Below are 24,965 nucleotides of genomic sequence, written 5' to 3' on the forward strand. Positions count from 1 at the left end.
TTATTTACTTAGTCGTAAAATTTATTTATATAATAAAAAAGACCAATTAATAGATTTTTATCATTTAATAAATATTAAAGCAAAAAATAATCAATTAGTAAAACAACGCAGAAGCCGAATACTTGACTTAGAAACAGAAGAAAAATTAGAAAATGAATGAAGCAGTAGTAAAATATTCACCCGCTTATTTACATATCCATTTTGTTTAGCTTTAATATTATTTAGCATATTCGGTATAATTTCAGATGGCAAATTTTTTATTGCTATTCCTATTTTAGCAATTATCAGTATTTACTTGCATACTGATTTAAAAATGATATTCAAAAAAAGCAAGTAACAAATATAAATTTAGCCAAAAGCCGTAAATCTAAAAATCATTTAACCTCTTTGCTTAAAACCAACGGCAATTCCTATAAAAATTGCTCCAGCGGAGCAGGATATTTATAGCAAATTCAATTTCTCCCCTATCAAAAGCTCCAGCGGAGCGACATATAAACTGTTAAAAGACATGTCGCTCCACTGGAGCTTTATGCCTGTAATCTACAATTTTGCTATAAATATTTCGTCCCGCTGGGACTTTCTCCTTTTATATTTTTTTTTTAGAATTCCAAAAACAAAACCATTTCTTCTATCCAGCCCTGATGGAAGTGGAAATCCTTTTGCTTTTTCCTTTAAAAAGCAAAAGATTGAAGCGAACAGCAGGAACCCATATCTCCAAAAATGCCAAATCTTTCGCTTCGCGTAAATATTCTTTTTAATTACGAATAAGTTTAGGTAAATTTGCGCTTTATTTTTAGAATAGTGCAAAAACAAATTATAGTCCTTATTGGAGGTCCTGGTACAGGAAAATCTACACTTATAAACGAATTAGTCGCTCGCGGCTATTGCTGTTACCCCGAAATTTCTAGAGAAGTTACACTCGAAGCTCAAAAAAGAGGTATCGAACAATTGTTCTTAGAACAGCCTTTATTATTCAGCGAAATGCTCTTGGAAGGACGTGTTAAACAATACGAAAATGCAAAAAAGGAGCCTGATACTGTAGTTTTTATTGATCGCGGAATTCCTGATGTTACAGCCTACATGGACTATATTGGTGATGAGTACCCTGAACATTTTGCAAAAGCTTGCGAAGATTATAAATATTCTAAAACTTTTATTTTACCGCCTTGGGAAGAAATTTATCAGAGCGACACTGAGCGTTATGAGAATTTTGAACAGGCACTAACAATTCAGAACCACTTAATCGAAACGTATAAAAAATACGGATATGATTTAATTGAAGTTCCTAAAGATACGGTTGAAAACAGAATTCTTTATATATTAGATAAAATTTAGCGGCGGGTTTAAAGTTGCAAAACTAGAAACTGATTTCTAAATTTTTAACTTTAACACTTTGGCCATGCAGGAAGCACAAGATATTCTTTTAAAATACTGGAAACACGAAAGTTTCAGACCGCTGCAAAAAGAAATTATTGATTCGGTTTTAGAAGGTCATGATACTTTTGCACTGCTGCCAACTGGAGGCGGAAAATCAATTTGTTTTCAGGTTCCAACTATGATGCGCGAAGGAATCTGCTTGGTTATTTCACCATTGATTGCTTTGATGAAAGACCAAGTAGCGAATCTTCAAAAAAGAGAAATTAAAGCAATTGCTCTTACTGGTGGAATTCATACGGAAGAAATTATCGACCTTCTGGACAATTGCCAGTTCGGAAATTACAAATTTCTTTATCTTTCGCCGGAGCGTTTACAATCAGACTGGATATTAGAACGTATCAAAAATCTTCCTATAAGTTTTATTGCCATTGATGAAGCGCATTGTGTTTCGCAATGGGGGCATGATTTTAGACCGGCTTATTTAAAAATTTCTGAACTCAAAAAACACTTTCCTAAAATTCCTTTTTTAGCTCTGACTGCAACTGCTACACCAAGAGTTGTTGAAGATATTAAAACTGAATTAGGATTAAAAGACACTAAACTATTTCAACAGTCTTTCGAAAGAAAGAATATCGCATACATGGTTTTTGAAGTTGAAGATAAACTGTATCGAGTTGAGCAAATTTTAAAGAAAAACCCACAGCCTTCTATTATATATGTACGAAATAGAAAATCGTGTTTAAATATCTCAACACAATTACAATCGCTGGGTTTTAGAGCTACTTATTATCACGGCGGTCTTTCGACAAAAGAAAAAGATAAAAATATGCAGTTGTGGATGTCGGAACAAGCACAGGTTATTGTTGCCACAAATGCGTTTGGAATGGGAATTGACAAAGACAATGTAAAAACGGTCATTCATACACAATTGCCTGAAAATCTAGAAAACTATTATCAGGAATCTGGAAGAGCGGGACGAAATGGCGAAAAAGCCTTTTCGGTTTTATTATACAATAATTCAGATGCGAACCAAACTGAACAACAGTTTTTAAGTATTCTGCCTGACAAAAAATTCTTAAAAACAATGTATGTCAAGCTGTGCAACTATTTTCAAATAGCTTACGGCGAAGGCTTAGACGATACTTTCTCTTTTAAACTGAATCACTTTTGCAACAAATACGACTTCCCTACTTTAAAAACATATAATGCTTTACAGTTTTTAAATCAACAAGGAATCATTACAATGTCTCAGGAATTTTCAGAGAAGGTTACAATGCAGTTTTTAATTGAATCTAAAGAAGTTATTCGATACACAAGTTTGAATCAGAAAGATGAAGAAATTATTTTGGCCATTTTAAGAACTTATCCGGGAGTTCATGAAATGAAAACACCGATTAATCTTTCGCTGATTGCCAAAAAATCAAATCATACTGAAGAACAGGTTACTTCTCTTTTAGAAAAATTGAGAGAGAAAGAGATTATTGAATATAAATCTAAAAATAATGATGCTACTATATTATTCAATGAAGTTCGCGAAGATGATTTGACTATAAATAGGGTTTCAAAGTATCTGGAAAAACAGAATCAGCTTAAACAAGAACAGCTTTCATCTGTTCTGTATTATATAAAGGAAAGCAAAACCTGCAAAAACAGATTGGTTTTGGATTATTTTGGAGAAGAAACTAATTCGAATTGCGGAGTTTGCTCCTATTGCATTACGCAAAAAGGAAAAATCACGGAGGCCGATTCTATTGCTGACAAAATCTTGTCTTTATTAAAAACGGCATCTTTGACTTCAAGAGAAATTCAAAATCAAATAAAACTAGATGCATCAGATATAATACTTGTTCTTCAAGAATTATTAGAAAACAATCATATCGTTATATTAGCGAACAATAAATACACTTTAAAATCATAATGGAAAAATTACGAATTATATTTATGGGAACGCCAGAATTTGCTGTTGGCATTCTGGATACTATTATAAAAAACAATTACGACGTTGTGGGCGTTATCACAGCTGCAGATAAACCGGCCGGTCGCGGACAAAAAATAAAATATTCGGCGGTAAAAGAATATGCATTGGCAAACAATCTTACTTTATTACAGCCAACTAATTTAAAAGATGAAAGTTTTTTAGCCGAATTAAAAGCCTTAAATGCTAATTTACAAATAGTAGTTGCCTTTAGAATGCTGCCAAAAGTGGTTTGGGAAATGCCAAGTTTAGGAACTTTTAATCTTCATGCTTCTTTACTTCCAAATTATAGAGGTGCAGCACCTATTAACTGGGCAATTATTAATGGAGAAACCAAAACTGGAGTTACAACTTTCTTTATCGATGACAAGATTGATACTGGAGCAATGATTTTAAATTCGGAAATCGCCATTGAGCCAGAAGAAAATGCAGGACAATTGCACGATCGATTAATGTTACTGGGAAGCCAAACTGTAATTGACACTTTAAAAGTTATTGAAAACGGAAATGTTACCACAACAATTCAGGAAGACAATGACGAAATCAAAACGGCATATAAGCTAAATAAAGAGAATTGTAAAATTGACTGGACGAAATCTGGAGCTGAGATCAATAATTTAATTCGAGGATTAAGTCCTTATCCTGCTGCGTGGTGTTTTTTGAAGGATAAAAATGAAGAATTAAGCATCAAAATATATGAAGCTAAACTAGCTGTAGAAGCACATTCTTATGAAATTGGAAGTTTAATCAGCAGCAAAAAAGAAATCAAAATTGCAATTAAAGAAGGATTCATTCAGCTTTTGAGTTTACAATTACCCGGAAAAAAGCGAATGCAAGTAGCAGAATTATTAAACGGAATAACTTTTTCTGATAGTGCAAAGGTCTATTAACATCAGTAAAACAGGGGTTTGTACCTGTTTTTGATCGATAAACAACACCCTTTATGAACAAAAAAAGCAAGTTATCAACAATTGTTGCTAAAATTAAAGAAAACACTTGCACGCAACGGATTTCCTACTAAATTTGTGTATTAACAATTTTTTTTAACCAACAATTAATAACTAATTATTATGAACAAATCAGAATTAATCGATGCTATCGCTGCTGATGCAGGAATTACAAAAGCTGCGGCTAAATTAGCTTTAGAGTCATTTTTAGGAAATGTAGGATCTACTTTGAAAAAAGGCGGAAGAATTTCATTAGTAGGTTTTGGATCTTGGTCAGTATCTGCGAGAGCTGCTAGAGACGGTAGAAACCCTCAAACAGGAAAAACTATCAAAATTGCTGCAAAAAAATGTAGTAAAATTTAAAGCTGGTGCTGAATTAGAAGGAGCAGTGAACTAATAAGAAAGTTCTCTAATCTAAATAATATAATTAAAACCCTCCTCGTGGAGGGTTTTTTTATGCGGTTTAACGATTTTATTTGTGATTTTAATTTTTTTATGAGTAAATTTAATAAAAATTGTAGCCGTATGATTTCAGAAAAATTAAAAAAAGGACACCTGCTTATTGCCGAGCCTTCAATAATTGGAGATTTATCTTTTAACAGATCGGTAATTTTATTAGCAGACCATAACAAAGAAGGATCAATAGGATTTATCATTAATAAACCGTTAAAATACACAATTAATGATCTTATCCCAGAAATTGATGCGACCTTCAAAATATATAATGGAGGCCCAGTTGAGCAAGACAATTTGTACTTCATTCACAATATTCCTGAGTTAATCCCGAATAGTGTCGAGATTTCTAATGGAATATACTGGGGAGGTGATTTTGAATCGACCAAAGACTTAATAAATAACGGATCAATCAACAAGAACAATATCCGTTTTTTCTTAGGCTATACTGGTTGGGACGAAAATCAGCTTGAGAATGAAATGCAGGGAAACTCCTGGATTATTGCTGATAATAATTACAAAAATAAAATTATTGGAAAGTCGACCACTCACTTTTGGAAAGAACAAATTATTGAGCTTGGCGGCGATTATCTCATTTGGTCAAATGCACCTGAAAACCCATATCTGAATTAATTTTCAGATATGGATTCATTTAGTTTTTGCACTAATAAGTAAGCCAAATTACTTGTAAACTCTTTTTTTCGATATTTAGTTATCGGTTGTATTCCCGTGATTACATTTGTGAGAAATAATTCATCTGCTTTTTGAAGATCAAATGGAGAGATTATTTCCTCAGTTATTTCTATGCCCTCAACTTTTTTAGCTAAAGCTAAAATCTGCTTACGCATAATTCCATTTAAACAACCTTCAGAAACTGGAGGCGTAATAAGTTTTTTACCTACAAGCATAAACAAATTTCCTTGCAAAGCTTCAACAACATTTTTAGCATCATTTAGCAATATACAATTTGCCAGTCCATTTTCATGTGCAAAAATACTTCCCGTAACATTAATCATTTTATTAGTCGTTTTAATCGACGATAATAACTGCTTTGTTACATAGAAGTCTTTATACAAATCAACTTCATATTCAGCGGTATTTAAAGCATATAAAGTGCTTTCGAGTGCAACTGCGTGAATCAAAAAAGAAACTTCATTACTTTTTGGAAGATACAGACCGCCATCTTTTCTAAAAACGGTAATTCGAGCTCTTGCAGATCCAGAAATGTTCTTTTCTTTAAGCAGATTTAAAATTTGCTCTTCGAAATATTCCATTGTAAAGTTCATTGGAATTTCCATTCTCACCACTCGCATTGAGGCCATTAATCTAAAATAGTGATCTTCAAGAAACAAGATTTTATTATTGATTATTTTTACCGTTTCAAAAACGCCGTCTCCATATAAAAAAGCACGATTTTGCGTTAAGATATTTTCTTCTAGTGCTATGTTTCCGTTAAAATTGATCATAAAAAAACCCTGAATTTTGTTCAGGGCAAATATAAGGCATAAAATAGACTTTTACTAAACAGATCCTATAAGATGTTTCAAATCTGAGATTTGATTCTCCCACAATTGTTTAGCTTCTCCTACTTCTTCTTTTTCAGCGAAATCAACTACCATTAATGATACATCTTTAGTCAATTCATCAACTAAAATATGCAGTTCAAAAAAGTACTCAGTATCCTTACTGCTTTCATCAACCCATTTAAATTTTACTTTTTCACCGGTTTTTTTTGAAGCTAATCGCGCTTTTTCCTGCGAATCATTCCAAATAAAAGTGAAAAACTCACCTCTTGAATTAACATTATCAGCAAACCATTCTGATAAACCTGACGGCGTTGATATATATTGATACAATAATTGCGGCGAAGAATTGATCGGGAACTCGATCTCGTAACGTATTTTTGGATCCATGTGCTACTTTTAATTTTTTCGAAATATAAGAATATATGTTCAAAAACAATGCATTTTTAAAAATATTTTTTTTTCTTCATTTTATGCTTGTACGCTTTAATATTATTTCTATCTTTGCACCCGCAATCAGGAATTCATGATAGCAGTCCAGGCGAGGTAGCTCAGTTGGTTAGAGCGCAGGATTCATAACCCTGAGGTCACGGGTTCAACTCCCGTCCTCGCTACAGGTAAAAAGGCATCACTTAAAAGTGATGTCTTTTTTTTATTTACAGTGATTATTTATGGCAAAATTTGTAACTTACATTTTATAATTATCGCTAAAAACAGCTTTTTGAAAACTAAGTAATTCATTAAAAATCATGGATATAGTAAAATTTAAAATCACATCAAAAACGATAAAGGTAGAAGTACGCAATTCGAATAATTATGTTTTTAATTTCAATACTGCTTTAGAAATTGAAAAAGAAGACAAAGATGTTTTATTAAAACTATACAATGCATTAGATCTTCTTTTTAAGAAAGAAGCCGTAAGCGAGGTAAAAAACTACATTTCGCCTAACCAAACGAATATACTTGACCAAATTTCTGCCGTTGATAATTTAGAGCAGGAAAAATAATCAACTCCTTTTAGATTTAAATAATTTGAGGGTTAAAGAAGTTCTTCTTCTTTAACCCTTTTATATTTTAAACCAAAACCCTCCTCTTCTTTTACAGTCACACAATACTCACATTCAAACAATTACACTTAACTCTTTTATTAGTTGCAAAAATAAAAAGCATCATTTTTAATAAAAATTTAAGCTCTTTTCTTTTACAAAATCATTAACTTGTTGTAAAATTTAAAACTACACTAGTTTTAATCTTATTTTAAGCAGGCCATTTTCCATCATTTTACCCCTAAATTCAAGCATCTGTTAACAGGATTTGCGGTCTGCCACATGCAGTTATTTTATTTTAATTAAAAAAGAATAAATCTATGCGAGTATCTGTAGTCCGAAAAAACATAAAATTCATCCCCGATTCAAAAAGAGTTGTTGCCCGCTATTTTATGAATGGCGAAGAGCGAACGCAGCAAATGGTTGCTCGAATAATGACACTTAACGAAAAGCAGGTTCTAGAGACTCTGGAACAAACACTTCGTGAATTTGCAAGACGTCATCGAAACATCTCTTCTATTTTTATCAAACATTGCGAAAAAATAAGTCCAATAATCGAAGCAATGCAAATTGACTACGACGGAATGTCTCTGGATCGAAAAATGCTTATTGGTTCGTATTGCACAATGGAATATGCGATCGAGTCAGCAGCTATCTTCAACCCTTCTATTGTCGAAGATTTTGATCAATCTGGGTTGGAGGCAGGCGAAAAACGTGTTATCATATCTTTTCGCGCAACGGGCGAAGGTCATATATCTTCAATTGTTTTTAGAAGAGGAATTCTGGATAAGCACAACAATTTGCAGATTATGAAAATTGGTCACAACATTGACAAAGCTGAAATTGAACACAAAACTTTATTCAACAAAGAACGTTTCTTGACTAAGTTGTATGAAATGCATACTAAAGACAAATACATTGTTCAGATTATGCAGGATTTACCAGATGAATTTGAGTTTGCTATTTTAAAAAATATGCTGAATACTGCTTTAGGCGATCCATCTATTCGAGAAGAAAGAAGAACGGCACTTGAAGAAATACTTTGGCTTGCTAATTCATTTTATGATCTGCTTTTCAAACACGATTCTGATATTACAGAGCGTGTTATATTTCCGATTTCTGACTCTGAAAGCCGCGGAATCGAAGACGCTCGTTTTGTTCGTTTTATTGACGACGACGATTCTGTACGCATTATGGCGACTTATACGGCTTATAATGGTCATACAATTTTACCTAAACTTATTTCTACTGAAGATTTTTATAGTTTTAGAGTAATGCCTTTGAATGGCGAAGGTGCTCAAAACAAAAATCTTGCTTTATTTCCTCGAAAAATAAAAGGAAAATTTGCAATGCTTGCCAGAATAGACGGCGTAAATAACTACATTATGTATTCTGACAGAGTAACACAATGGAACAAAACTATACTTCTTCAGGAGCCGCGTTACACTTGGGAATTTACACAAATAGGAAATTGCGGTTCTCCTCTTTGGACTGAGGAGGGATGGCTTATTATTACTCACGGTGTTGGCACAATGAGACGTTACTGTATTGGCGCTTCGTTGTTTGATCTTGATGATCCGTCTAAAGAAATTGGAAGGCTTGCAGAACCGTTGCTTTCTCCGCTTGAAGACGAAAGAGAAGGATATGTGCCAAATGTTGTATACTCGTGCGGTGCCATTATTCACAACAACAGCCTTATATTACCTTATGCTGTTTCTGACTACTCTTCTACTTATGCGGTTGTTGATCTTGTTGAATTATTGACTGCTTTAAAGAAAAGTAAACAATAATTTCAGAAACAGAAATCGCATAGAATTAGAAATAAATCTAAAAATATAATTTGGAAGAAAATAATCTTAAAAAAGTTTTTCTTTATTTTGACCTGCGTTACAACAAAACTACAAACTTCATCTTTTAAATTTTAAAATAAAGCTCAATGAAATTAGACCAAATTCTGGATAACATTCTTCCTATACCAGAAACTTCAAAACGGTTTCTTCAAGATTGTATTGAAGAAAAAAGTTATTCTAAAGGACATATTTTATTGAGAGCTGACAAAATCGAGACTACTATTTATTTTATCAAAAAGGGAATTGCAAGAGCATATTCCAATCAGAATGACAATGAAGTAACATTTTGGTTTGGTAAAGAGGGCGACACTATTTTATCTATGAAAAGCTACGTTGTTTATCAAAAGGGATATGAAGATGTTGAGCTGTTAGAAGATTGTGAACTATACGAATTGAAATCAAATAAACTGCAAAAGCTTTTTGAAATCGACATTCATATTGCGAACTGGGGCAGAAAATTTGCGGAAAAAGAACTTGTAAAAACAGAAGAACGTCTTATATCACACCAATTTCGAAGCGCAACTGAACGGTATTTGGAGCTTTTGCAAAATAATCCGCAATTAATTCAACGTGTGCAATTAGGCTATATTGCTTCTTATCTTGGCATTTCACAAGTCAGCTTGAGCAGAATTCGCGCTGAAATTAAATAACTTTTATTTTTTAACATTTGTTAAAATCTCTCTGACTTCCTTTTCTAATCTTTGCACAAAAAAAGATATGAATTGGATTGTTTTAATTATTGCGGGATTATTTGAAGTTGCTTTTGCTACCTGTTTAGGAAAAGCTAAAGAATCAACTGGAAATGAAATGTATTTATGGTATACTGGTTTCTTGATTTCTCTTACAATCAGTATGGCACTTTTGATAAAAGCAACGCAAACGTTACCAATAGGCACGGCTTATGCAGTATGGACTGGTATTGGTGCGGTAGGAACTGTTTTGGTTGGGATTTTAGTTTTTAAAGATCCTGCTAACTTCTGGCGACTTTTCTTTATCACTACTCTTATTGGGTCAATTATTGGATTGAAATCATTATCACATTAATAAAATGTTCCCCAACATTTTTAAGAACTGCTTACAGCTTTTTCTATTTAAAACTTAATTGTTAGACTAAGCTGTTTGCCGTTTGTTTTCGAATTGCTTTTGCTTTTTTAACTTTTGCTACATTAAGATAAACTATAGATCCAAGCATCACGGCTATACCTATTATCTGCAAAAAACTAACTTTTTCTCCTAAAATAATATGCGCACAAAAAACGGCGGCAGGCAATTCTAACGTCAGTAAGACAGAACTTAAACCGGCTCCAATTTTTGGCATTCCCACAGAAAAACAAATTGGCGGAATCACCGTTCCAAAAATGGCTAAAAATGTTCCCCATTGCAGCAACCCAAAATCTAAATGCGTACTTGTAACAATCGCTTCGCAGTTAATTAAAAAGATTATCATTGCCGACCCGCTTGTCATTAAAGCGCTTTTTTCGAACATTGGCGTCTCTTTTCCTATTTTGCTGGTAAAAACAATGTAAAGCGTATAAAGTAATGCTGACAATAAACTTAGTAAAACACCAATAATTGAAATATTAGAATTCCCTAGATCTAAAAGATTACCAGCTAAAACAGTTCCTAAGATTACAAAAACGGCACACCAAACCTCAACAGCATTTGGTTTTTTCTTAAAAAAGATCCACTCAACGGCAATGCTAAGCCAAGTGATCTGCATTAGTAAAACAATTGCCAATGAAGCTGGAATATAAGCTACATAAAGATAATAAGTATAAGTCGAGGTTCCCATTGAAGTTCCTGCCAAGAGTAATTTCCAATTTGGGGTAATTTTTTTTCTGTTCTTTATACTTTTAAAAAGTACTATTGTCCACAAAATCAAAGTTCCCATTAAAGCCTGAGTCAATGTAACTTCTCCTGCGGTATAACCTTGTCCGTAGGCAATTTTAGCAAATGATGAAAGCATTCCAAAACTTAATGCTCCCAATGCTACAACGAGTATATATTTATTCATTATTTCAACTAAAAATCTATTTTTTGTCCAAACAAAAGTATACAACAGCGAACAATAATCTATATTAACAAAATAAATATGTATTTTATTCTTAAAAAACGCATATTAATCATTTTTTGTTCTAAATTAGAATATTTTTTATTATCTAACTGGAAAAAATCCGATGCAAGAATTAAACAAACAAGAAATTGAGTTATTGAGAATCCTTCAAAAAAATGCAAAATTTGACATTACGGATCTAACTGAGAAATTAAACATGTCGAGAACTTCTGTTTATGACCGAATAAAAAAACTGGAGACCGAAGGCTATATAAAGGATTATGTTGCGATAATTGATCCGAAAAAAGTAGGATTGAATTTTACCGTAATTATAAATGTTTCACTAAATAGTCAGCGTCTTGAACTTGTAGAAGAATTTACTAAACAGGTGGCTGCTCTTGAAGAAGTGGTTGAAGGATATATTACTGGAGGAATTTTTGATTATGTTTTAAAAGTGGTTGTAAAAGATCCTGAAGCTTTTAACGATTTTATTCGAAAACTTTCGGTAATTCCGAACATCAGTAAAGTTCAGAGTTCGTTTGTGATGAATTATATAAAGCAATCAACAAATTTGCATTTTTAATCTAAGAAAATCCTATTTGCTTAAAAATTTTGCTTTGTCTTGAACACAGCACCGTACAGCTTGCTTTACGCTCTTAATAAAAACCTTACAATACTCTAAAAAATGAGTTAAAATAGACTGTGGAGAAGAATTTTTCTTCATAAAAAAATATATTTGTCTAAAACATTATTGCCCTTTTTAGAAGCAAAAAAAACATTAGTATGGATAATGAAAAATTTATTTTCTGCCTAGAAGGCGTTCAGGATGTAGATAACATTACAGCTACTGATGTGGTCAAAAATCTTGAAGAAATTGCTTTTGACCAAGGTATTGCCAGCATATACAAAACCTGTGATACGATAGAAAGTCTAGAAGAAAGCCTAAATACATTACTGTATGATGATCATAATTTTAAGGATTATGAAATTATTTATCTGGTAATGCCTGGTCAGGAAAATAATATCTGTCTTCATGATTATTACTACAGTTTAGAAGAAATAGCAGAACTTTTTGAAGGAAAAATGAAAGGAAAAATTATTCATTTTGCCAATAAAAAAAGATTAGATCTTAATGATGATGAAGCGCAGTATTTTCTTGATATTACTGGTGCTCGTGCCATTTCGGGCTATGGTTCTTCTTATAATAAAATTGCCAGCTGCAGTACTATTGACAAGGCTTTTTTCAGTTTATATCAAGAAAACGACGATCTTACCGAAGTGGTCGAAGATTTATACCAAAAACACTATGCACTTTGCAAATTACTAGATTTTAGATTGTATTATTAAGTATGAAAACAAAGGCAGATGAAAATGTAAAAACATACGAAGCAAAGGGATTTAGAGAGAAATTTTTAGGCGAGGACAATCCGATGCATGTTCTTTTCAGATCAAACTCGGATCATTTTTTCTGTTTAAAAATGGAAGAAATGATGCGTTTGCGGTATCCTGTTCCTCCTTCCAAACACAGCTGTCATACTTTAATTTTTGTAAGCTCAGGTTCACATATTATGAAGTCGGGATACGAAGAGTACCAAACGGTTTCTAATGAAATTATTGTTGTTCCTGCAGGTCAAGTGTTTTCAATAAAAAACATCAACAATGCGCATAATGGCTATATCTGTCAATTTCATCCTGATATTTTAATTGGAAAATATGGTAATCGGGAAATGCTGAATGATTTTGATTTTTTGAAAATTTCCGGCAACCCTAAAGTTACTTTGACTCCAGAGGATGTGCCTGATGTAGTAACCATTTTAAACCGACTTCAAAAAGAATATTCTGAAACGACAACTGCAAATTTAAATATTGTGCAATCGTATTTAATTGCTTTGTTTCATGAAATGAACAAAAATTCAATTAAAGTTTCCAAAAACATTTCGGCTGCTGAGGTTATTACAAATAAGTTCAAGGAACTAATTCATCAAAACATTAAGACACAGCATTTGGTTCATTATTATGCATCTCTGCTAAATGTTACTCCAAACCATTTAAACAAATCGGTAAAAACTGTTACAGGCAAATCTGCTGCCAAATGGATTGATGAAACCATATTGCTTGAGGCTAAATATCTGCTTTTTCAAACGACACTTTCTGTAAGTGAAATCGCTATACAAGTAGGTCACGAAGACCAATCGTACTTTAGTCGTTTCTTTAAAAAACATGAAAGAATTACTCCTATTCAATACCGAAAAATGATTGATAAGTCCTAATTATTGATTATTGAATCCTATTAAACACGATTGCTTTTTTCAGAAATTTGCCTCTTCAAAAAATGCAAATTATGATTTATGTATTTAAAACTTCTGTAGACAGCACTTCAAAATTTGAGTCGGCTTCTGCATTGCTTCACGAATTGCTGCCTGATACTTTATGGAATTTTGATTTGGAAGACTGTGATAATATTTTGAGAATTGACAGCGAACTCGACATTCCTAATTTGATTCTTAATAATGCTGTTTTTGACTGTATTGAATTAGAATAAAACTTAAATATTTATAACGCCTTCACATATTTTATGGAATCTAAATTATACCAAAACCGAACTTTTGACACTGTGGATTACTCTGATCAAAGTTTATCGAATACTGAATTTGTAAACTGCGAGTTTGTCAATTGCAACTTTTCTAAAAGCGATTTAAGTCATAATGATTTTCTAGATTCTACTTTTAAAAACTGTAATCTTTCGCTGGCGATTCTTAAAAATACGGGATTAAAAAACATCAATTTCATTGGCTGCAAATTAATGGGATTAGATTTTAGCGCCAGCAACAGCTTTTTGTTTTCAATGAATTTTCAAGATTGTCTTTTAGATTATTCGACTTTCATTTACAAAAAACTAAAGAAAACTAATTTTGTTGACTGCTCTATAAAAGATGTCGATTTCTCGAATACCGATTTGTCTTTGTCTCTTTTTAAAAATTGTGATCTATCCAATGCCACTTTTCAGGATTGTATTTTAGAAAAAACTGATTTTAGAACGTCTAAGAATTATGCTTTTGATCCATCTGAAAATAAGATCAAAAAAACTAAAGTTTCGCACGCTGCGCTTGCTGGATTATTAGAAAAATTTGATTTGGAAATTGAATAATTTTTCGTCCTTTATGAAAATACCATTGTCTAAATAAAAAAAGGGATGCAAAATAAAATTGCATCCCTTTTCTAACTAAAACTTAAATACAAACTAAGGTCTCCAACGTGGATCTCCTATTTTATTATCAATTAATGTTTGATTCTTAACTGTAAAATTCCCTGTTGCCGCACTTGTAAATTGTGGGTCTAACGTTGTGTATGTTGCAGATTTATCAACCGTTATTGCTGCCGCTCCTACTGTATACAACAAACTAGCATTAAAGTAGTTATTTGATACAAATGTTGGCGGAGTTGTAGGCGTTCCTGTTCCGTTTTGGTTTGAATAAATTGCTGTTGTTCCTGCAATTATTGTATTTTTCACCGTAGAGGTATTAGCTCCAAATCGAAGATATAAAATTCTTTTTGATGCTACGTTACTTGAAACATTATACAAAGTACTGCTGTCGATTAATACATTTGATGTTAAACCTGTACCTGTTAATCCTGCGTTATCGATACGAATAAATTCACGTCCGATTGAACAAGAGTCAAATGTGCTGTTTTTAACCACTACACTTGCCACATATGTATTTCTAAAATCTATTGTTTCAGCTTGCTGGTTAGTACTTACGTTTTTAATTACACTATTTTCTACTGTAAACGAAGCTACTTTTGCAGCGTTAACACTTCCGTAAACTAAAGCTCTTAGGTAATCATGAACATAACAACCGCTGATTAAGATATCTTCATATATTGCAGACGCTGTATTGATCGTAATAAAGCTGAAATCACCTACTCCTGCTCCATCTAACTCTAAATCAATTAATGAAAAATCAGCTGTTCCAGAGTTTAATGTGAATTTAACATGCAGCTTTGGTTTATCAGCAGGGCGTAATCCTCTTATGGTAATTGATTTATTCACAATTATATCTCCTTTATACACGTTGTAATCTCCTGGCATTAAAACTAGAATTGCTCCAGAAGCCGCTTCGGTTATTTTCGCATTTAAATCGTCTTCTGGTTTCACTAAGATTCCAGTTCCAATATCAATTCCAGTAGTAAAGGTTCTAACGCCTCTTTTCTTTGTTCCATTTAATAAAGTTGCTGTATAATTAGTTTCACCTGTTAAACCTGTTACTTTAGCAACTCCAGCTGCTTTTTCTGCCGGCGTAATAGCATGTGTAATATTGCCCGGCATAACAGAAATTTGTGTAACTGAACTATTAGGCGTCCATCTTAAAGTCACTTCTTTTGCTTCAATATCAGCGTCAGCAACTGGAAATAAAATTTGCTCGGTTAATGTTGTCGCACTTGTAACTGTCCATTTAGAATCTGCCACTCCTGCTGAACTTACAGCTTTCACTCTAATAGAATAAACTGTTTCTCCTTCTAATGCAACTTGAACCGGCAATTCTTTTGGCGCTACATTTACGGTTTTATAAATTGTAGTGAAGTTGATATCATCTGCACTAAATTCCACTACATAATGATCTGCATCCTCTTTAACAGTCCAGTTCAATTCGACTGTAGTTTGATTTCTAATTGTTGCTGTAAGTGCTACCGGAGAAAATGCTCTATCTGCCCCGATGTCTTGTAAGACTGCTTCATTGTAACTTTCGCAGCCGGCGCTTAGTACTGCTAATAAAAACACAGTCAGCAAGCCCTTAAATATATATTTTGCTTTCATAATTATATTACTATCAATTAATTATTATTAGTTTCCAAAAACCCAGTCATTTACTAATTTCCCATTACTTCCATCAATAAATGTCTGCCAGATTGGCCAAAATTGTCTTTTATCTGGATTTACTCCGGCTTTGTATAAAGTGGTTATTTTATTATCCTCCAGCTTATCCCAGCTTTTTGAAGTATAACCTACTGGGGCTTGAGTTTCGCCACGATTTAAACCGTAAATATCTAATGTAAATCCGTCATCTTGATATTTGTAATACAATGTTTTAGGCACATCTTGATATTTACCAGTACGTGCTTTTAGATCTGCCATTTTAACTTTAGCTTCGTCTAATTTTGTTTTTAGTAAATTCCAACGGATCAATGCATATTTACGTTCTAATTCTCCTGTAAATTCTAATTTATTTTCCTCAATAATAGCATTCATCATCGCATCTTTACTTGTCAATTGATCTACATAAGCATCTACTTTTACAGCTTGATTTGCTGGAGCAAATGCTCTGCGGCGAATTTCTTTTAGGTAAACGGCAGCAGATCCTGCTCCTTCTAACTCGTTAGCCGCTTCAGCCGCAATTAAAAGCACTTCTGCATAACGCATATAAATTTTGTTTACACCATCGTCATTTGGCGCGCTGGCAATACGTTTCATCCATTCAAAACGATATTTACCAAAATACCAAGTCTGTAAATCTGTAAGTTCTTGTTTTGATTTACCATTTACGGCAGCGCCCCATTTATAAGGAACACAAGTTACATCTCTTCTAGTATCAGCTTGATCATAGTCATAAAAAACAAATGGCAATGGTCCGTTAACTCCTCCTTTATTGGCTCCCATAGCTTGAAATTGATCAACAGCGTCGTGTCTAACCGCAAAAGTAAACAGCATTCTTCCTCTAGAATCAGCAAAAGGAATTTCCCAAAGAGATTCTCCACCAGCAGTTGTATTTTCTTGATTGTATTTTCTCCACAGTCCCTCAAAAGTTGGTTCTAAACGTGCAGTTCCACTTGTAATAACTGAACGACATTCCTCTAGTGCTAACTTGTACATTGCAGCTACTGAAAGTTCTGGATCATTACTTCTTCTTACTCCGTCAGGATATTGCTGATAACCGCTTGCCATCATAGCTAATCTAGCTCTAAATCCTTTTACAAAAGCTTTATTTACACGCTCTGTACTAGCGGTTGCAGAAGTCGCATTAGGCCAAGCTACCAAAGTTGAAGCTTCTCCTAAATCAGCGATCAATTGCTTATAAATTTCATCACGCCCCGTTTTTGGAATATAAATAGTATTAGTAGAAACAGGTTCGAAACGTACAGGAACATCTCCCCAGTTTCTAACTAAATCTGCATAGTAAATAGCACGTAATGTTAATGCTTCGCCCAACAACTGCCCCATTTCAGCATTTGTAGAAGGATTACCATAGGCACGAATTCCTCTGATACATAAATTGGCACGCTCAATTCCTTCATACATCATTGCCCAAGCATTTTTTGGCGAATTCATTTCTGTATTATCAGCCTTAGCGTCATAAACTACTAAATCAGATTTAGCATTATCACTTGAAGATGCCAAAAGCCACTCACTATCTGTATTTAATCCTTGATAAGCCAAAAGTCTTCCTCTATAAGACTGCTCTTCTCCAAACGATACTTTTATTCCATCAACTGCTCCTTGTGCCAATCCTGGTGTAGAAAAAATAAGCTGCTCATCTAATGTTGACTGTGCAGGAGTATCAAAAAAATCATCGGCAGAATCCTGACAAGACGTCAATAAACCTGAGACAATTAAACCTGCTATTATTATTTTATGTTTCATTTTGATAAATTTTAAAATTAGAAATTAAGGTTTAAACCAAAAACCAATTGTCTGCTTCTCGGGTATGCTGAATAATCAACTCCCGGTGTTAGTGGTGTTTTTCTTTTTGTTGACACCTCAGGATCTGGACCAGAATAATTTGTAATTATAAAAACATTTGTTGCTGTAAAATAAAATCTTAATTTACTCACTCCAAGTTTAGATGTGAACGATTCTGGAGTGCTGTATCCTAAAGTCAACGTATTCAATCTAAAGAAAGAACCATCCTCTACCGCCCAATCCGTAAACATAAATTTCTGCATATAAGGAGACCACATTGTTGTATTAGCATTAAGCGCTTCTAATTGTGCAGGATCTGTAACCAATTGTCCTGAAGCTGGATCTAAGTTTGTCCATCTTACACCATCAGCCATTTCAGTGCTTAAGTTTTTATATTGCCCGTTTCTGTTTGATGTAGAAAACTCAGCTTTATTAGCGTTATAAATATCATTTCCAATTGTCCAGTTGAAAGCAGCAGTAAGATCAAAACCATAAGCATTTGCATTAATAACTAAACCTCCTGTACTTTTTGGATTAGAATTACCAATAATAGTTTGATCTGATGCTGTAACTTTATTATCAGCAGAACCATCAGTATTTTTTAACTTCATCATTCCTGGTTGTAAAGCACCAAGAACACTAGTTGCATCAGCAACACCTGATTTTAAAGTGTATTTTCCTCCAACATAATCAAAATCTGAAACTTCGTAACGTCCAGCACTTTGATAACCATACATTAATCCCATTGGCGAACCTACATTTACAGCATAATCATTACCTATATCTGTTGATGCCCAGTTAGTATTTACTCCAAAATTATCCATTACTCCAAGAGAGTTAATTCTATTTTTGTTAACTCCAACGTTTACAGAAAAGTTTAAGCCATAATTTTTCTTTTCAATTGCTATAAAGTTTACTGTAGCTTCAAAACCTGTATTTTGTGTTTCACCCATATTTCTGTACTGCGTTTTATAGCCTGTACCTCCTACTGGAAACTCAATTAATAGATCTTTAGTTACATTTTTATACACATCGAAAGTACCGTTTAGGCGATTCTTGAAAAATCCAAAATCAAGACCAATATTTTGTGTAACAGTAGTTTCCCATTTCAAATCTGGATTTGCCAAAACACTTGATGGCGCCCAATAGCTATCAAAACCATTTATATAAGAGTTTGTGTTAGATTGATAACTTTGAACTGTTTGCCCTACAGGAATATTGTTATTTCCTGCTTCACCATAACTCAGTCTTAATTTAAGAAGACTTAACCAAGAAGCATTTTTTAAGAAATCTTCTTCAGAAATTTTCCAAGCTGCTGCCGCTGCTGGGAAATAACCCCAACGGTTGCTGTTTAAAAATCGGCTAGAACCATCTGCACGGAAAGAAGCAGTCAATAAATAACGATCTTTATAATCATAATTTAAACGTCCAAAAAATGAAAGTAACTTATCATCAGGGCTATAAAAATTATCAACTGAAAAAGGAGTTCCTTGAGTTGTTAATTTTTTTGCTTGATCTAAATTAAAGAATTTAGGATAATTTAAAATTGTTGTAGTTACAGTATTTGAAGTAGTAGTAATCATTTCTTCTCCTAAAAGCGCTGTCAAATGGTGGTTTGCTCCTAAGATATTTTTAAAATCATAGTTTAATGTATTCGCATTTCTAAAACGAACATCTTTACGATCGCTCATCACCATTCCAGGTTTTCCTGCCCCAACTTTAGCAGTACTTGAAAAATAAGTAGAAGAACCGTAAAAACGATAATCTGTATTATTAAAATTGTCTAATCCTAAATCACTTTGAAATTTTAGGTTTTGAGCAAGCTTCCAACCAAAGCTTCCTAATAAATTATAGTTTTTTCTAAACTGTTGACGGTTATTATCTGAGATCGCTAAAAATGGATTCACTAAATAACTGTTAACACTTTGATCATCATTATCTGTTGTTAATCCCGGCATTGGAATTGGCGAATACCCAACACTATGACGCAAACGGCTGTCAAGAGATGAAACTTCATTTTGTTCATTAGCTCCTCCTCCATTTATTTTTGTATCAGAATAACGTACTGTAAAACCAAGATCGATTTTATCACTTGCTTTATTCTTTAATGCTAGCGATAAGTTGTTTCTTTTATAATCAGAACCAACCATAATTGCTTTCTCATCGTAATAAGCGTAGTTAAAATTATAACTCAATTTTTCAGTACCTCCGCGAATTCCTAAATCACGACTATTTACTTCACCGCGACGACCATAAATTTGCTTTTGCCAGTCTGTTCCTTTTACTCCGTTATACAAATCACGATCTTGCCAGTTTCCAAAATACTTAGTGTAAGATGTTGGATTACTTAAAATAGTTTTATCTGTTTGACTTAATAAAGCATATTCATACTGCCATTTTACAAAATCTTCTGTAGGCAGTACATCAATGTCATTAGCCATTGTTTTCATACCATAAAACATATTATAACTAACTGCCATTTTTCCGTCTTTACCCGTTTTAGTAGTTACGATAATAACACCATTTGCTCCTCTAGATCCATAAATTGCTGTAGAAGAAGCATCTTTCAATACCGTCATCGACTCAACATTTGAAGCCGCAATATCGCTCATGCTATTTACAGGAAAACCGTCAACAATTATTAAAGGCGAAGCATCTTGTGTTAAAGATCCGCCTCCACGCACTCTAATTTTAATATCTGCATCTGGAGAACCTTCGGTTGAAACAACCTGAACCCCAGCAATTCGTCCTGTTAAAGCTTCTGCAATATTAGAAACGGGTACTTTTTTCAATTCATTTCCTGAAATTGAAGCAACTGCACCTGTTAAATCAGATTTTTTTGCAGTACCATAACCTATCACAACAACTTCATTTAAATTATTAGCATCTTCAACTAAGGATACATCTACCTTAGTCTTACCTGCTGCCGAAACTTCTTTCGTTACAAACCCAATGAAAGAAAAACTCAAAACTGCTTTCGGATTTGTTAATTTAATCTTGTAGTGTCCATCAAAATCTGTCGAAGTTCCATTCTTTGTCCCTTTTTCAAGAACATTAACTCCCGGCAGAGAAAGTCCTGCCGCATCCTTAACAGTTCCTTCTAATGTCACAGTCTGAGCATGCGCTCGATTGCCCATCAGTAAGCACAATAAGAAAACAACAGCAAAGCAACGATTTGTTCCTTTGTTTAATAAATCATTAAAATTCATGGTTGATTGTTTAAGTTATTAATTGTTTTAAAAGTGGTTTTTTGTGGTTTCTTTTTAATTTACAATTACAGCTTTTGCAAACGTTTTTTCTTTTTCTTTCAATAAAATCAGAGGTTTTATCCATTTTATTGCTATTAAAAACCAAAGTATTTTTAACAGCTTGAAAAAATTGTAATCGATTGCACAAACATAGATATTTTTTTATACAAAAAATTAAAATTCATAAAAATTTCATAATAAAAATTATATAAGCAAAATAAAATCGACTTTTTCTACAATATGTGTAATTTAATTGATGTATAAATATTAAATATATTATTATAATTTTGAAATTCCTTGCGATTTTCCAAAAAAACAATCGATTACATGTTTACAATTTAAGATATTTTTAAGTGTGTTTTTAACATTTAAAAAGCAGAAAGCACAAAACCGAACTTTATATCGCTCTTCTTTTTTTACAAAGTTTTTCTTTACAAAAAGATAACAGCAAATACTCGAGACAAACTTTTAAAACATTAAACACTTTTCGACCTCAACACAAATAACATAAAGCCATAAAAAAACCCTTAGAAAATATCTAAGGGCTTAAATAGAATTAAAAAACAGGAAATAATTAGATCCTTTGAAGTCTCAAGTTGTTCCTATGTGCTCTTATTAAAGTAATCGTTATAAGCATTCCTATAACAGACATTGCCACTCCTATTAAATTTGGTGAAGCATAACTATAACCAGCTGTTAAAGGCAGTCCGCCTAAAAACGCTCCTAAAGCATTCCCGATATTAAAACTTCCCTGAAGCGCAGCAGAAGCAATCATCTCAGCACCTTTGGCAGTTCGTATCATAAGCATTTGAATTGGCGCTATTACCGAAAAAGAAATACATCCAGTTAAAAATGTCAAAAACAAAGACACATATTGATTTGAAGAGAAAAAGTAAACCAAAATCAAATCGATTGACATAATAAACAGTAAAGCCAATGTGGTTGGTGCGGGTGAAAATTTATCAGCCAGTTTACCGCCTGCAAAATTTCCAACTACCATTCCAAGTCCAGCCAAAATTAAAATAGACGAAACATCACCTTCAGAGAATTTAGAAACATTAATCAACAAGGGAGCGATGTAACTAATCCAAGCAAACAATCCTCCAAAACCAATTGCTGTTATTCCAATAATCAGCCAAGCTTCAGTTTTCTTGAAAAACTCCAATTGCTTTTTCATATTAACCGTCTCTCCTTTTTCTAAACTCGGCATCCATGAATAAATGAATAGAAAAGTGAGCAGTCCAACAATTGCAATCAATACAAAAGTATAACGCCATAAAAAGTGATGTCCTATATAAGTTCCTATTGGAACTCCAATTAAATTAGCCAAAGTTAAACCCGAAAACATAATAGCAATTGCTTGAGCTTCTTTTCCTTTATCCGCCAAACGACTTGCTACTACAGCACCAACACCAAAAAAGGCACCGTGCGGTAAACCAGACAAAAATCGCGAAGCAAACAAAAAGTTATAGGTTGGAGCAATAATTGACAAGGCATTAAAAACAGTTAACATTAATGCTAAAATTAGGAGCATTTTTTTGGGCGGAAAGTTTCTTCCAAGGATTACTAATAAAGGTGCTCCAATAACAACACCAAGTGCATATGCCGAAATAAGATATCCAGCAACTGGAATCGACACTTTCATATTTGAAGCAATATCTGGAAGCAGACCCATCATTACAAATTCTGTAATACCAATAGTTAAGCCTCCAAATGAGAGCGCAATAAGACTTTTTTTCATTTGTTTTTATAAGAAAGGAATAGATTTTCTATACCGCAAATTTAACACTATGCGTCTTAACGAAAATTGTACATTTGTGATATAAACTTGTAAATTTAAGTTATGCCAAAATTAAATCAATTCAAAACTTTGGTTATTGATGAATTTGAAGATGACAAATTTCACCTGCCTCCGCACACACATACCTATTACGAAATCATTTACATTAAAAAAGGAAACGGAGTTCATCATTTGAACAACAACTTACTTCCCTATAAATCAGGTGATTTATTTGTAATTTCGCCAGAAGACAAGCATTACTTTGACATAAAAAAAACAACTCGATTTGTATATATCAAGTTTACTGATAACTATTTTAACTCTAATAAAAATCTTTTTTGTGATGATTTACTTCTACATACGCCAGAAGATTTTATGCGGGATAAACTTTTAAAAGAAACTGTTTTAAAACTAGATGATCCTTGTAAAACGATTCTAAAAAATACAGTCGAAAACATTACGGCTTACAACTGCAAAATAGATGTTACTACTTCGCCTATTGTCTTTTATCAAATTCTTTCCATATTTGGTTTGATTAAAGAAACAATCAGGGGAATGAACTTGCAAATGAAATCGGCTCATATCGACAATGAACAAATTGCAACTTATATACATCAAAATATTTACCAGCCAAAACTTGTTCAAATTAAAGTCATAGCAGATCACTTTAACATAGCGCAAACCTATTTCAGCGCCTATTTTAAAAGAACTTTTTCTATCAGTTACAGAGATTATATTCATAATCTGAGAACTACTTTAATAGAAAAAAGAATTCACAACAATCAATTACCTATTAAACAAATTGCCTACGAATTTGGTTTTACAGATGAAAGTCATTTATCTAATTATTTCAAAAAGAGAAAAAACATGAATCCTAGTGATTTTAAAAAAACGTAACATTCAAAATCTTAAATATATAGGTGCTCTTAAAAAATTTCTTTAAATTTGTACTTCTAAAACAGTTGTAATTGACGAAAAAAATCCACATATTATATCTATTCTTAACTCTTAGTGTCTTTTTGATATCGGCTGAGAGTTATGCTTGTGGACGCTCTTCTGAAAAAACTTCACATGAAAAAAGCACTTCTTCAAAAAAGGAAGACCTTGATACTTGCAAGAAAGAGTGCTGTAAAAAAGATCAAAGTCCTAAAAAAGATCAGCATGGCTGTAACGGAAAATGTGATCACTCTGGATGCACACCAACTGCTTTATCGTTTAGTTTGATCGCTTTGAATGAATTTGAATTTGATACTAATTTGTTTAATTTCTCTACCGAGAAATCAATCTCGTTTCACAAAACCGCTGCTATTTCAGATGGTTTTACTTCTATTTGGCTCCTGCCCAAAATAAAATAATTGTATTTGCGACAGCCATAATTGGGTCTAAACCAACCTCCAATCTATGGTTTTTCATATAAAAGACGCAAATAACTTAATATCGAGACTTAAAAAAACATAGTAAACTTGAAAAGGAAAATTAAAATCCTTTTTATCAAATTTAGAAAAAATGAAAAATTTCACATCTACAATAGCACTAGCAATCGCATTATTATTTTCTGTAAATTTTGCGCAAGCCAATACAATCGCAACAGAACCAACTGCAACAGAAATTGCAGATTCAAATCAATTACAATCTGTTTATGACGCTTACTTTGCAGTAAAAGACGCTTTAATAAAAAGTGATGCCAAATTAACTTCGGCGAAAGCTAAAGATTTATTAGCCGCCATTACAGAAGTTAAAATGGACAAACTGAAAAATGACGAACATAATGTTTGGATGAAAGCGGTAAAAAAAATGACTGCTGATGCAAAAAGCATTTCTACAACCAGCGATCTTAAAAAACAACGTGAAACTTTTAAATCGCTTACTAAAAGCACTTATGATTTAATCAAAGTTTCAAAATCTAATGAAGTTGTTTACAAACAACATTGCCCAATGGCTGATGCTGATTGGTTAAGCAAAGAAAAAGCGGTTAAAAATCCATATTATGGCTCTTCAATGCTAACTTGCGGAAACGTAGTAGAAACTATCAAATAA

23 protein-coding genes, 1 tRNA gene and 1 pseudogene are annotated in these 24,965 nt (G+C 33.0%); 18 read left to right on the top strand and 7 right to left on the bottom strand.

Annotation, left to right across the window (positions count from 1 at the left end; genetic code table 11):
• Positions 1 to 801: 801 nt before the first annotated feature.
• From BOW55_RS12475 to BOW55_RS12495, 5 genes and pseudogenes are all read left to right on the top strand, one after another.
• Positions 802 to 1,335 carry an AAA family ATPase gene (locus tag BOW55_RS12475; RefSeq protein ID WP_089054129.1) on the top strand — a complete coding sequence of 178 codons (534 nt, stop codon included), beginning with the start codon at positions 802 to 804 and terminating at the stop codon, positions 1,333 to 1,335.
• A gap of 64 nt (positions 1,336 to 1,399) precedes the next feature.
• Complete coding sequence (locus BOW55_RS12480; RefSeq protein ID WP_129024393.1) at positions 1,400 to 3,295, top strand: ATP-dependent DNA helicase RecQ; 1,896 nt, start codon at positions 1,400 to 1,402, stop codon at positions 3,293 to 3,295.
• Positions 3,295 to 4,242 (top strand): methionyl-tRNA formyltransferase, encoded by a 948-nt coding sequence (fmt, locus tag BOW55_RS12485; RefSeq protein ID WP_129024394.1) that lies wholly within the window; start codon positions 3,295 to 3,297, stop codon positions 4,240 to 4,242. The genes BOW55_RS12480 and fmt overlap by 1 nt, the downstream gene beginning before the upstream one ends.
• A 180-nt stretch (positions 4,243 to 4,422) precedes the next feature.
• Positions 4,423 to 4,696 (top strand): annotated as a pseudogene (locus tag BOW55_RS12490) (HU family DNA-binding protein).
• A 128-nt stretch (positions 4,697 to 4,824) separates the two neighbouring features.
• Positions 4,825 to 5,385 carry a YqgE/AlgH family protein gene (locus tag BOW55_RS12495; RefSeq protein WP_089058371.1) on the top strand — a complete coding sequence of 187 codons (561 nt, stop codon included), beginning with the start codon at positions 4,825 to 4,827 and terminating at the stop codon, positions 5,383 to 5,385.
• On the opposite strand, the gene BOW55_RS12500 is transcribed toward BOW55_RS12495, so the two are convergent.
• Complete coding sequence (locus tag BOW55_RS12500) at positions 5,382 to 6,218, bottom strand: aminotransferase class IV (RefSeq protein ID WP_129024395.1); 837 nt, start codon at positions 6,216 to 6,218, stop codon at positions 5,382 to 5,384. The two genes, BOW55_RS12495 and BOW55_RS12500, sit on opposite strands and share 4 nt — an antisense overlap.
• A 54-nt stretch (positions 6,219 to 6,272) precedes the next feature.
• Positions 6,273 to 6,665, bottom strand: coding sequence for an START-like domain-containing protein (locus tag BOW55_RS12505; protein ID WP_026984135.1), 393 nt, complete (start codon positions 6,663 to 6,665; stop codon positions 6,273 to 6,275).
• A 150-nt stretch (positions 6,666 to 6,815) separates the two neighbouring features.
• On the opposite strand from BOW55_RS12505, the gene BOW55_RS12510 reads away from it, so the two are divergent.
• The 5 genes from BOW55_RS12510 (at position 6,816) to BOW55_RS12530 (ending at position 10,215) form a co-directional block, all read left to right on the top strand.
• Positions 6,816 to 6,889, top strand: a tRNA-Met gene (locus tag BOW55_RS12510).
• Between the two features lie 135 nt (positions 6,890 to 7,024).
• Positions 7,025 to 7,282 carry a hypothetical protein gene (locus BOW55_RS12515; protein WP_089054124.1) on the top strand — a complete coding sequence of 86 codons (258 nt, stop codon included), beginning with the start codon at positions 7,025 to 7,027 and terminating at the stop codon, positions 7,280 to 7,282.
• A 359-nt stretch (positions 7,283 to 7,641) separates the two neighbouring features.
• The gene (locus BOW55_RS12520) at positions 7,642 to 9,111 is read left to right on the top strand and encodes a glycoside hydrolase family 130 protein (protein WP_129024396.1); all 1,470 of its coding nucleotides are present in this window, start codon (positions 7,642 to 7,644) and stop codon (positions 9,109 to 9,111) included.
• Positions 9,112 to 9,257: 146 nt separating this feature from the next.
• Positions 9,258 to 9,821, top strand: a complete 564-nt coding sequence (locus tag BOW55_RS12525) for a Crp/Fnr family transcriptional regulator (protein WP_129024397.1) — start codon at positions 9,258 to 9,260, stop codon at positions 9,819 to 9,821.
• Between the two features lie 67 nt (positions 9,822 to 9,888).
• Positions 9,889 to 10,215, top strand: a complete 327-nt coding sequence (locus tag BOW55_RS12530; protein WP_089058376.1) for a multidrug efflux SMR transporter — start codon at positions 9,889 to 9,891, stop codon at positions 10,213 to 10,215.
• Positions 10,216 to 10,276: 61 nt separating this feature from the next.
• Here the strand turns inward: BOW55_RS12530 and BOW55_RS12535 are convergent, their stop codons facing one another.
• Complete coding sequence (locus BOW55_RS12535; RefSeq protein ID WP_129024398.1) at positions 10,277 to 11,185, bottom strand: DMT family transporter; 909 nt, start codon at positions 11,183 to 11,185, stop codon at positions 10,277 to 10,279.
• A 163-nt stretch (positions 11,186 to 11,348) separates the two neighbouring features.
• Here BOW55_RS12535 and BOW55_RS12540 point away from each other — a divergent pair, with 163 nt between their 5' ends.
• The 5 genes from BOW55_RS12540 to BOW55_RS12560 all read left to right on the top strand — a co-directional run bounded on the left by BOW55_RS12540 (position 11,349) and on the right by BOW55_RS12560 (position 14,372).
• Positions 11,349 to 11,807 carry an Lrp/AsnC family transcriptional regulator gene (locus tag BOW55_RS12540; protein ID WP_129024399.1) on the top strand — a complete coding sequence of 153 codons (459 nt, stop codon included), beginning with the start codon at positions 11,349 to 11,351 and terminating at the stop codon, positions 11,805 to 11,807.
• A 200-nt stretch (positions 11,808 to 12,007) separates the two neighbouring features.
• Positions 12,008 to 12,571, top strand: a complete 564-nt coding sequence (locus BOW55_RS12545) for a DUF6642 family protein (RefSeq protein ID WP_089054118.1) — start codon at positions 12,008 to 12,010, stop codon at positions 12,569 to 12,571.
• Positions 12,572 to 12,573: 2 nt separating this feature from the next.
• A complete protein-coding gene (locus BOW55_RS12550) occupies positions 12,574 to 13,494 on the top strand; it encodes an AraC family transcriptional regulator (RefSeq protein ID WP_129024400.1) in 921 nt (306 codons plus the stop codon).
• 71 nt (positions 13,495 to 13,565) lie between these two features.
• Positions 13,566 to 13,766: a hypothetical protein gene (locus BOW55_RS12555; RefSeq protein ID WP_164975030.1), complete on the top strand. Its 201-nt coding sequence runs from the start codon at positions 13,566 to 13,568 to the stop codon at positions 13,764 to 13,766.
• 33 nt (positions 13,767 to 13,799) lie between these two features.
• A complete protein-coding gene (locus BOW55_RS12560; protein WP_129024401.1) occupies positions 13,800 to 14,372 on the top strand; it encodes a pentapeptide repeat-containing protein in 573 nt (190 codons plus the stop codon).
• Positions 14,373 to 14,465: 93 nt separating this feature from the next.
• Here BOW55_RS12560 and BOW55_RS12565 read toward each other — a convergent pair whose 3' ends face one another.
• The 4 genes from BOW55_RS12565 to BOW55_RS12580 all read right to left on the bottom strand — a co-directional run bounded on the left by BOW55_RS12565 (position 14,466) and on the right by BOW55_RS12580 (position 22,889).
• Positions 14,466 to 16,040: a DUF5123 domain-containing protein gene (locus BOW55_RS12565; RefSeq protein WP_129024402.1), complete on the bottom strand. Its 1,575-nt coding sequence runs from the start codon at positions 16,038 to 16,040 to the stop codon at positions 14,466 to 14,468.
• 27 nt (positions 16,041 to 16,067) lie between these two features.
• Positions 16,068 to 17,861, bottom strand: coding sequence for a RagB/SusD family nutrient uptake outer membrane protein (locus BOW55_RS12570; protein ID WP_129024403.1), 1,794 nt, complete (start codon positions 17,859 to 17,861; stop codon positions 16,068 to 16,070).
• A 17-nt stretch (positions 17,862 to 17,878) separates the two neighbouring features.
• Positions 17,879 to 21,109, bottom strand: coding sequence for a TonB-dependent receptor (locus BOW55_RS12575; protein ID WP_129024404.1), 3,231 nt, complete (start codon positions 21,107 to 21,109; stop codon positions 17,879 to 17,881).
• Positions 21,110 to 21,722: 613 nt separating this feature from the next.
• A complete protein-coding gene (locus tag BOW55_RS12580) occupies positions 21,723 to 22,889 on the bottom strand; it encodes an MFS transporter (protein WP_129024405.1) in 1,167 nt (388 codons plus the stop codon).
• A 102-nt stretch (positions 22,890 to 22,991) separates the two neighbouring features.
• Here BOW55_RS12580 and BOW55_RS12585 point away from each other — a divergent pair, with 102 nt between their 5' ends.
• The 3 genes from BOW55_RS12585 (at position 22,992) to BOW55_RS12595 (ending at position 24,965) form a co-directional block, all read left to right on the top strand.
• Entirely contained in the window at positions 22,992 to 23,825 is an 834-nt protein-coding gene (locus BOW55_RS12585) for an AraC family transcriptional regulator (RefSeq protein ID WP_129024406.1), read from the top strand.
• A gap of 71 nt (positions 23,826 to 23,896) precedes the next feature.
• Entirely contained in the window at positions 23,897 to 24,283 is a 387-nt protein-coding gene (locus BOW55_RS12590; protein ID WP_129024407.1) for a hypothetical protein, read from the top strand.
• 151 nt (positions 24,284 to 24,434) lie between these two features.
• Positions 24,435 to 24,965, top strand: a complete 531-nt coding sequence (locus tag BOW55_RS12595; protein WP_129024408.1) for a DUF3347 domain-containing protein — start codon at positions 24,435 to 24,437, stop codon at positions 24,963 to 24,965.

Origin of the sequence: Flavobacterium sp. YO12 (assembly GCF_004119495.1) — a bacterium.
In the GTDB taxonomy this organism is placed as follows: Bacteria; Bacteroidota; Bacteroidia; order Flavobacteriales; family Flavobacteriaceae; genus Flavobacterium.

What these genes read in the sequence shown, in the direction of transcription:
- BOW55_RS12480 (WP_129024393.1), top strand. Translation starts at nt 1,400, where the DNA reads ATGCAGGAAGCACAAGATATTCTTTTAAAATACTGGAAACACGAAAGT.
- fmt (WP_129024394.1), top strand. Translation starts at nt 3,295, where the DNA reads ATGGAAAAATTACGAATTATATTTATGGGAACGCCAGAATTTGCTGTT.
- BOW55_RS12495 (WP_089058371.1), top strand. Translation starts at nt 4,825, where the DNA reads ATGATTTCAGAAAAATTAAAAAAAGGACACCTGCTTATTGCCGAGCCT.
- BOW55_RS12500 (WP_129024395.1), bottom strand. Translation starts at nt 6,218, where the DNA reads ATGATCAATTTTAACGGAAACATAGCACTAGAAGAAAATATCTTAACG.
- BOW55_RS12505 (WP_026984135.1), bottom strand. Translation starts at nt 6,665, where the DNA reads ATGGATCCAAAAATACGTTACGAGATCGAGTTCCCGATCAATTCTTCG.
- BOW55_RS12515 (WP_089054124.1), top strand. Translation starts at nt 7,025, where the DNA reads ATGGATATAGTAAAATTTAAAATCACATCAAAAACGATAAAGGTAGAA.
- BOW55_RS12520 (WP_129024396.1), top strand. Translation starts at nt 7,642, where the DNA reads ATGCGAGTATCTGTAGTCCGAAAAAACATAAAATTCATCCCCGATTCA.
- BOW55_RS12525 (WP_129024397.1), top strand. Translation starts at nt 9,258, where the DNA reads ATGAAATTAGACCAAATTCTGGATAACATTCTTCCTATACCAGAAACT.
- BOW55_RS12530 (WP_089058376.1), top strand. Translation starts at nt 9,889, where the DNA reads ATGAATTGGATTGTTTTAATTATTGCGGGATTATTTGAAGTTGCTTTT.
- BOW55_RS12535 (WP_129024398.1), bottom strand. Translation starts at nt 11,185, where the DNA reads ATGAATAAATATATACTCGTTGTAGCATTGGGAGCATTAAGTTTTGGA.
- BOW55_RS12540 (WP_129024399.1), top strand. Translation starts at nt 11,349, where the DNA reads ATGCAAGAATTAAACAAACAAGAAATTGAGTTATTGAGAATCCTTCAA.
- BOW55_RS12545 (WP_089054118.1), top strand. Translation starts at nt 12,008, where the DNA reads ATGGATAATGAAAAATTTATTTTCTGCCTAGAAGGCGTTCAGGATGTA.
- BOW55_RS12550 (WP_129024400.1), top strand. Translation starts at nt 12,574, where the DNA reads ATGAAAACAAAGGCAGATGAAAATGTAAAAACATACGAAGCAAAGGGA.
- BOW55_RS12555 (WP_164975030.1), top strand. Translation starts at nt 13,566, where the DNA reads ATGATTTATGTATTTAAAACTTCTGTAGACAGCACTTCAAAATTTGAG.
- BOW55_RS12560 (WP_129024401.1), top strand. Translation starts at nt 13,800, where the DNA reads ATGGAATCTAAATTATACCAAAACCGAACTTTTGACACTGTGGATTAC.
- BOW55_RS12565 (WP_129024402.1), bottom strand. Translation starts at nt 16,040, where the DNA reads ATGAAAGCAAAATATATATTTAAGGGCTTGCTGACTGTGTTTTTATTA.
- BOW55_RS12570 (WP_129024403.1), bottom strand. Translation starts at nt 17,861, where the DNA reads ATGAAACATAAAATAATAATAGCAGGTTTAATTGTCTCAGGTTTATTG.
- BOW55_RS12575 (WP_129024404.1), bottom strand. Translation starts at nt 21,109, where the DNA reads ATGAATTTTAATGATTTATTAAACAAAGGAACAAATCGTTGCTTTGCT.
- BOW55_RS12580 (WP_129024405.1), bottom strand. Translation starts at nt 22,889, where the DNA reads ATGAAAAAAAGTCTTATTGCGCTCTCATTTGGAGGCTTAACTATTGGT.
- BOW55_RS12585 (WP_129024406.1), top strand. Translation starts at nt 22,992, where the DNA reads ATGCCAAAATTAAATCAATTCAAAACTTTGGTTATTGATGAATTTGAA.
- BOW55_RS12595 (WP_129024408.1), top strand. Translation starts at nt 24,435, where the DNA reads ATGAAAAATTTCACATCTACAATAGCACTAGCAATCGCATTATTATTT.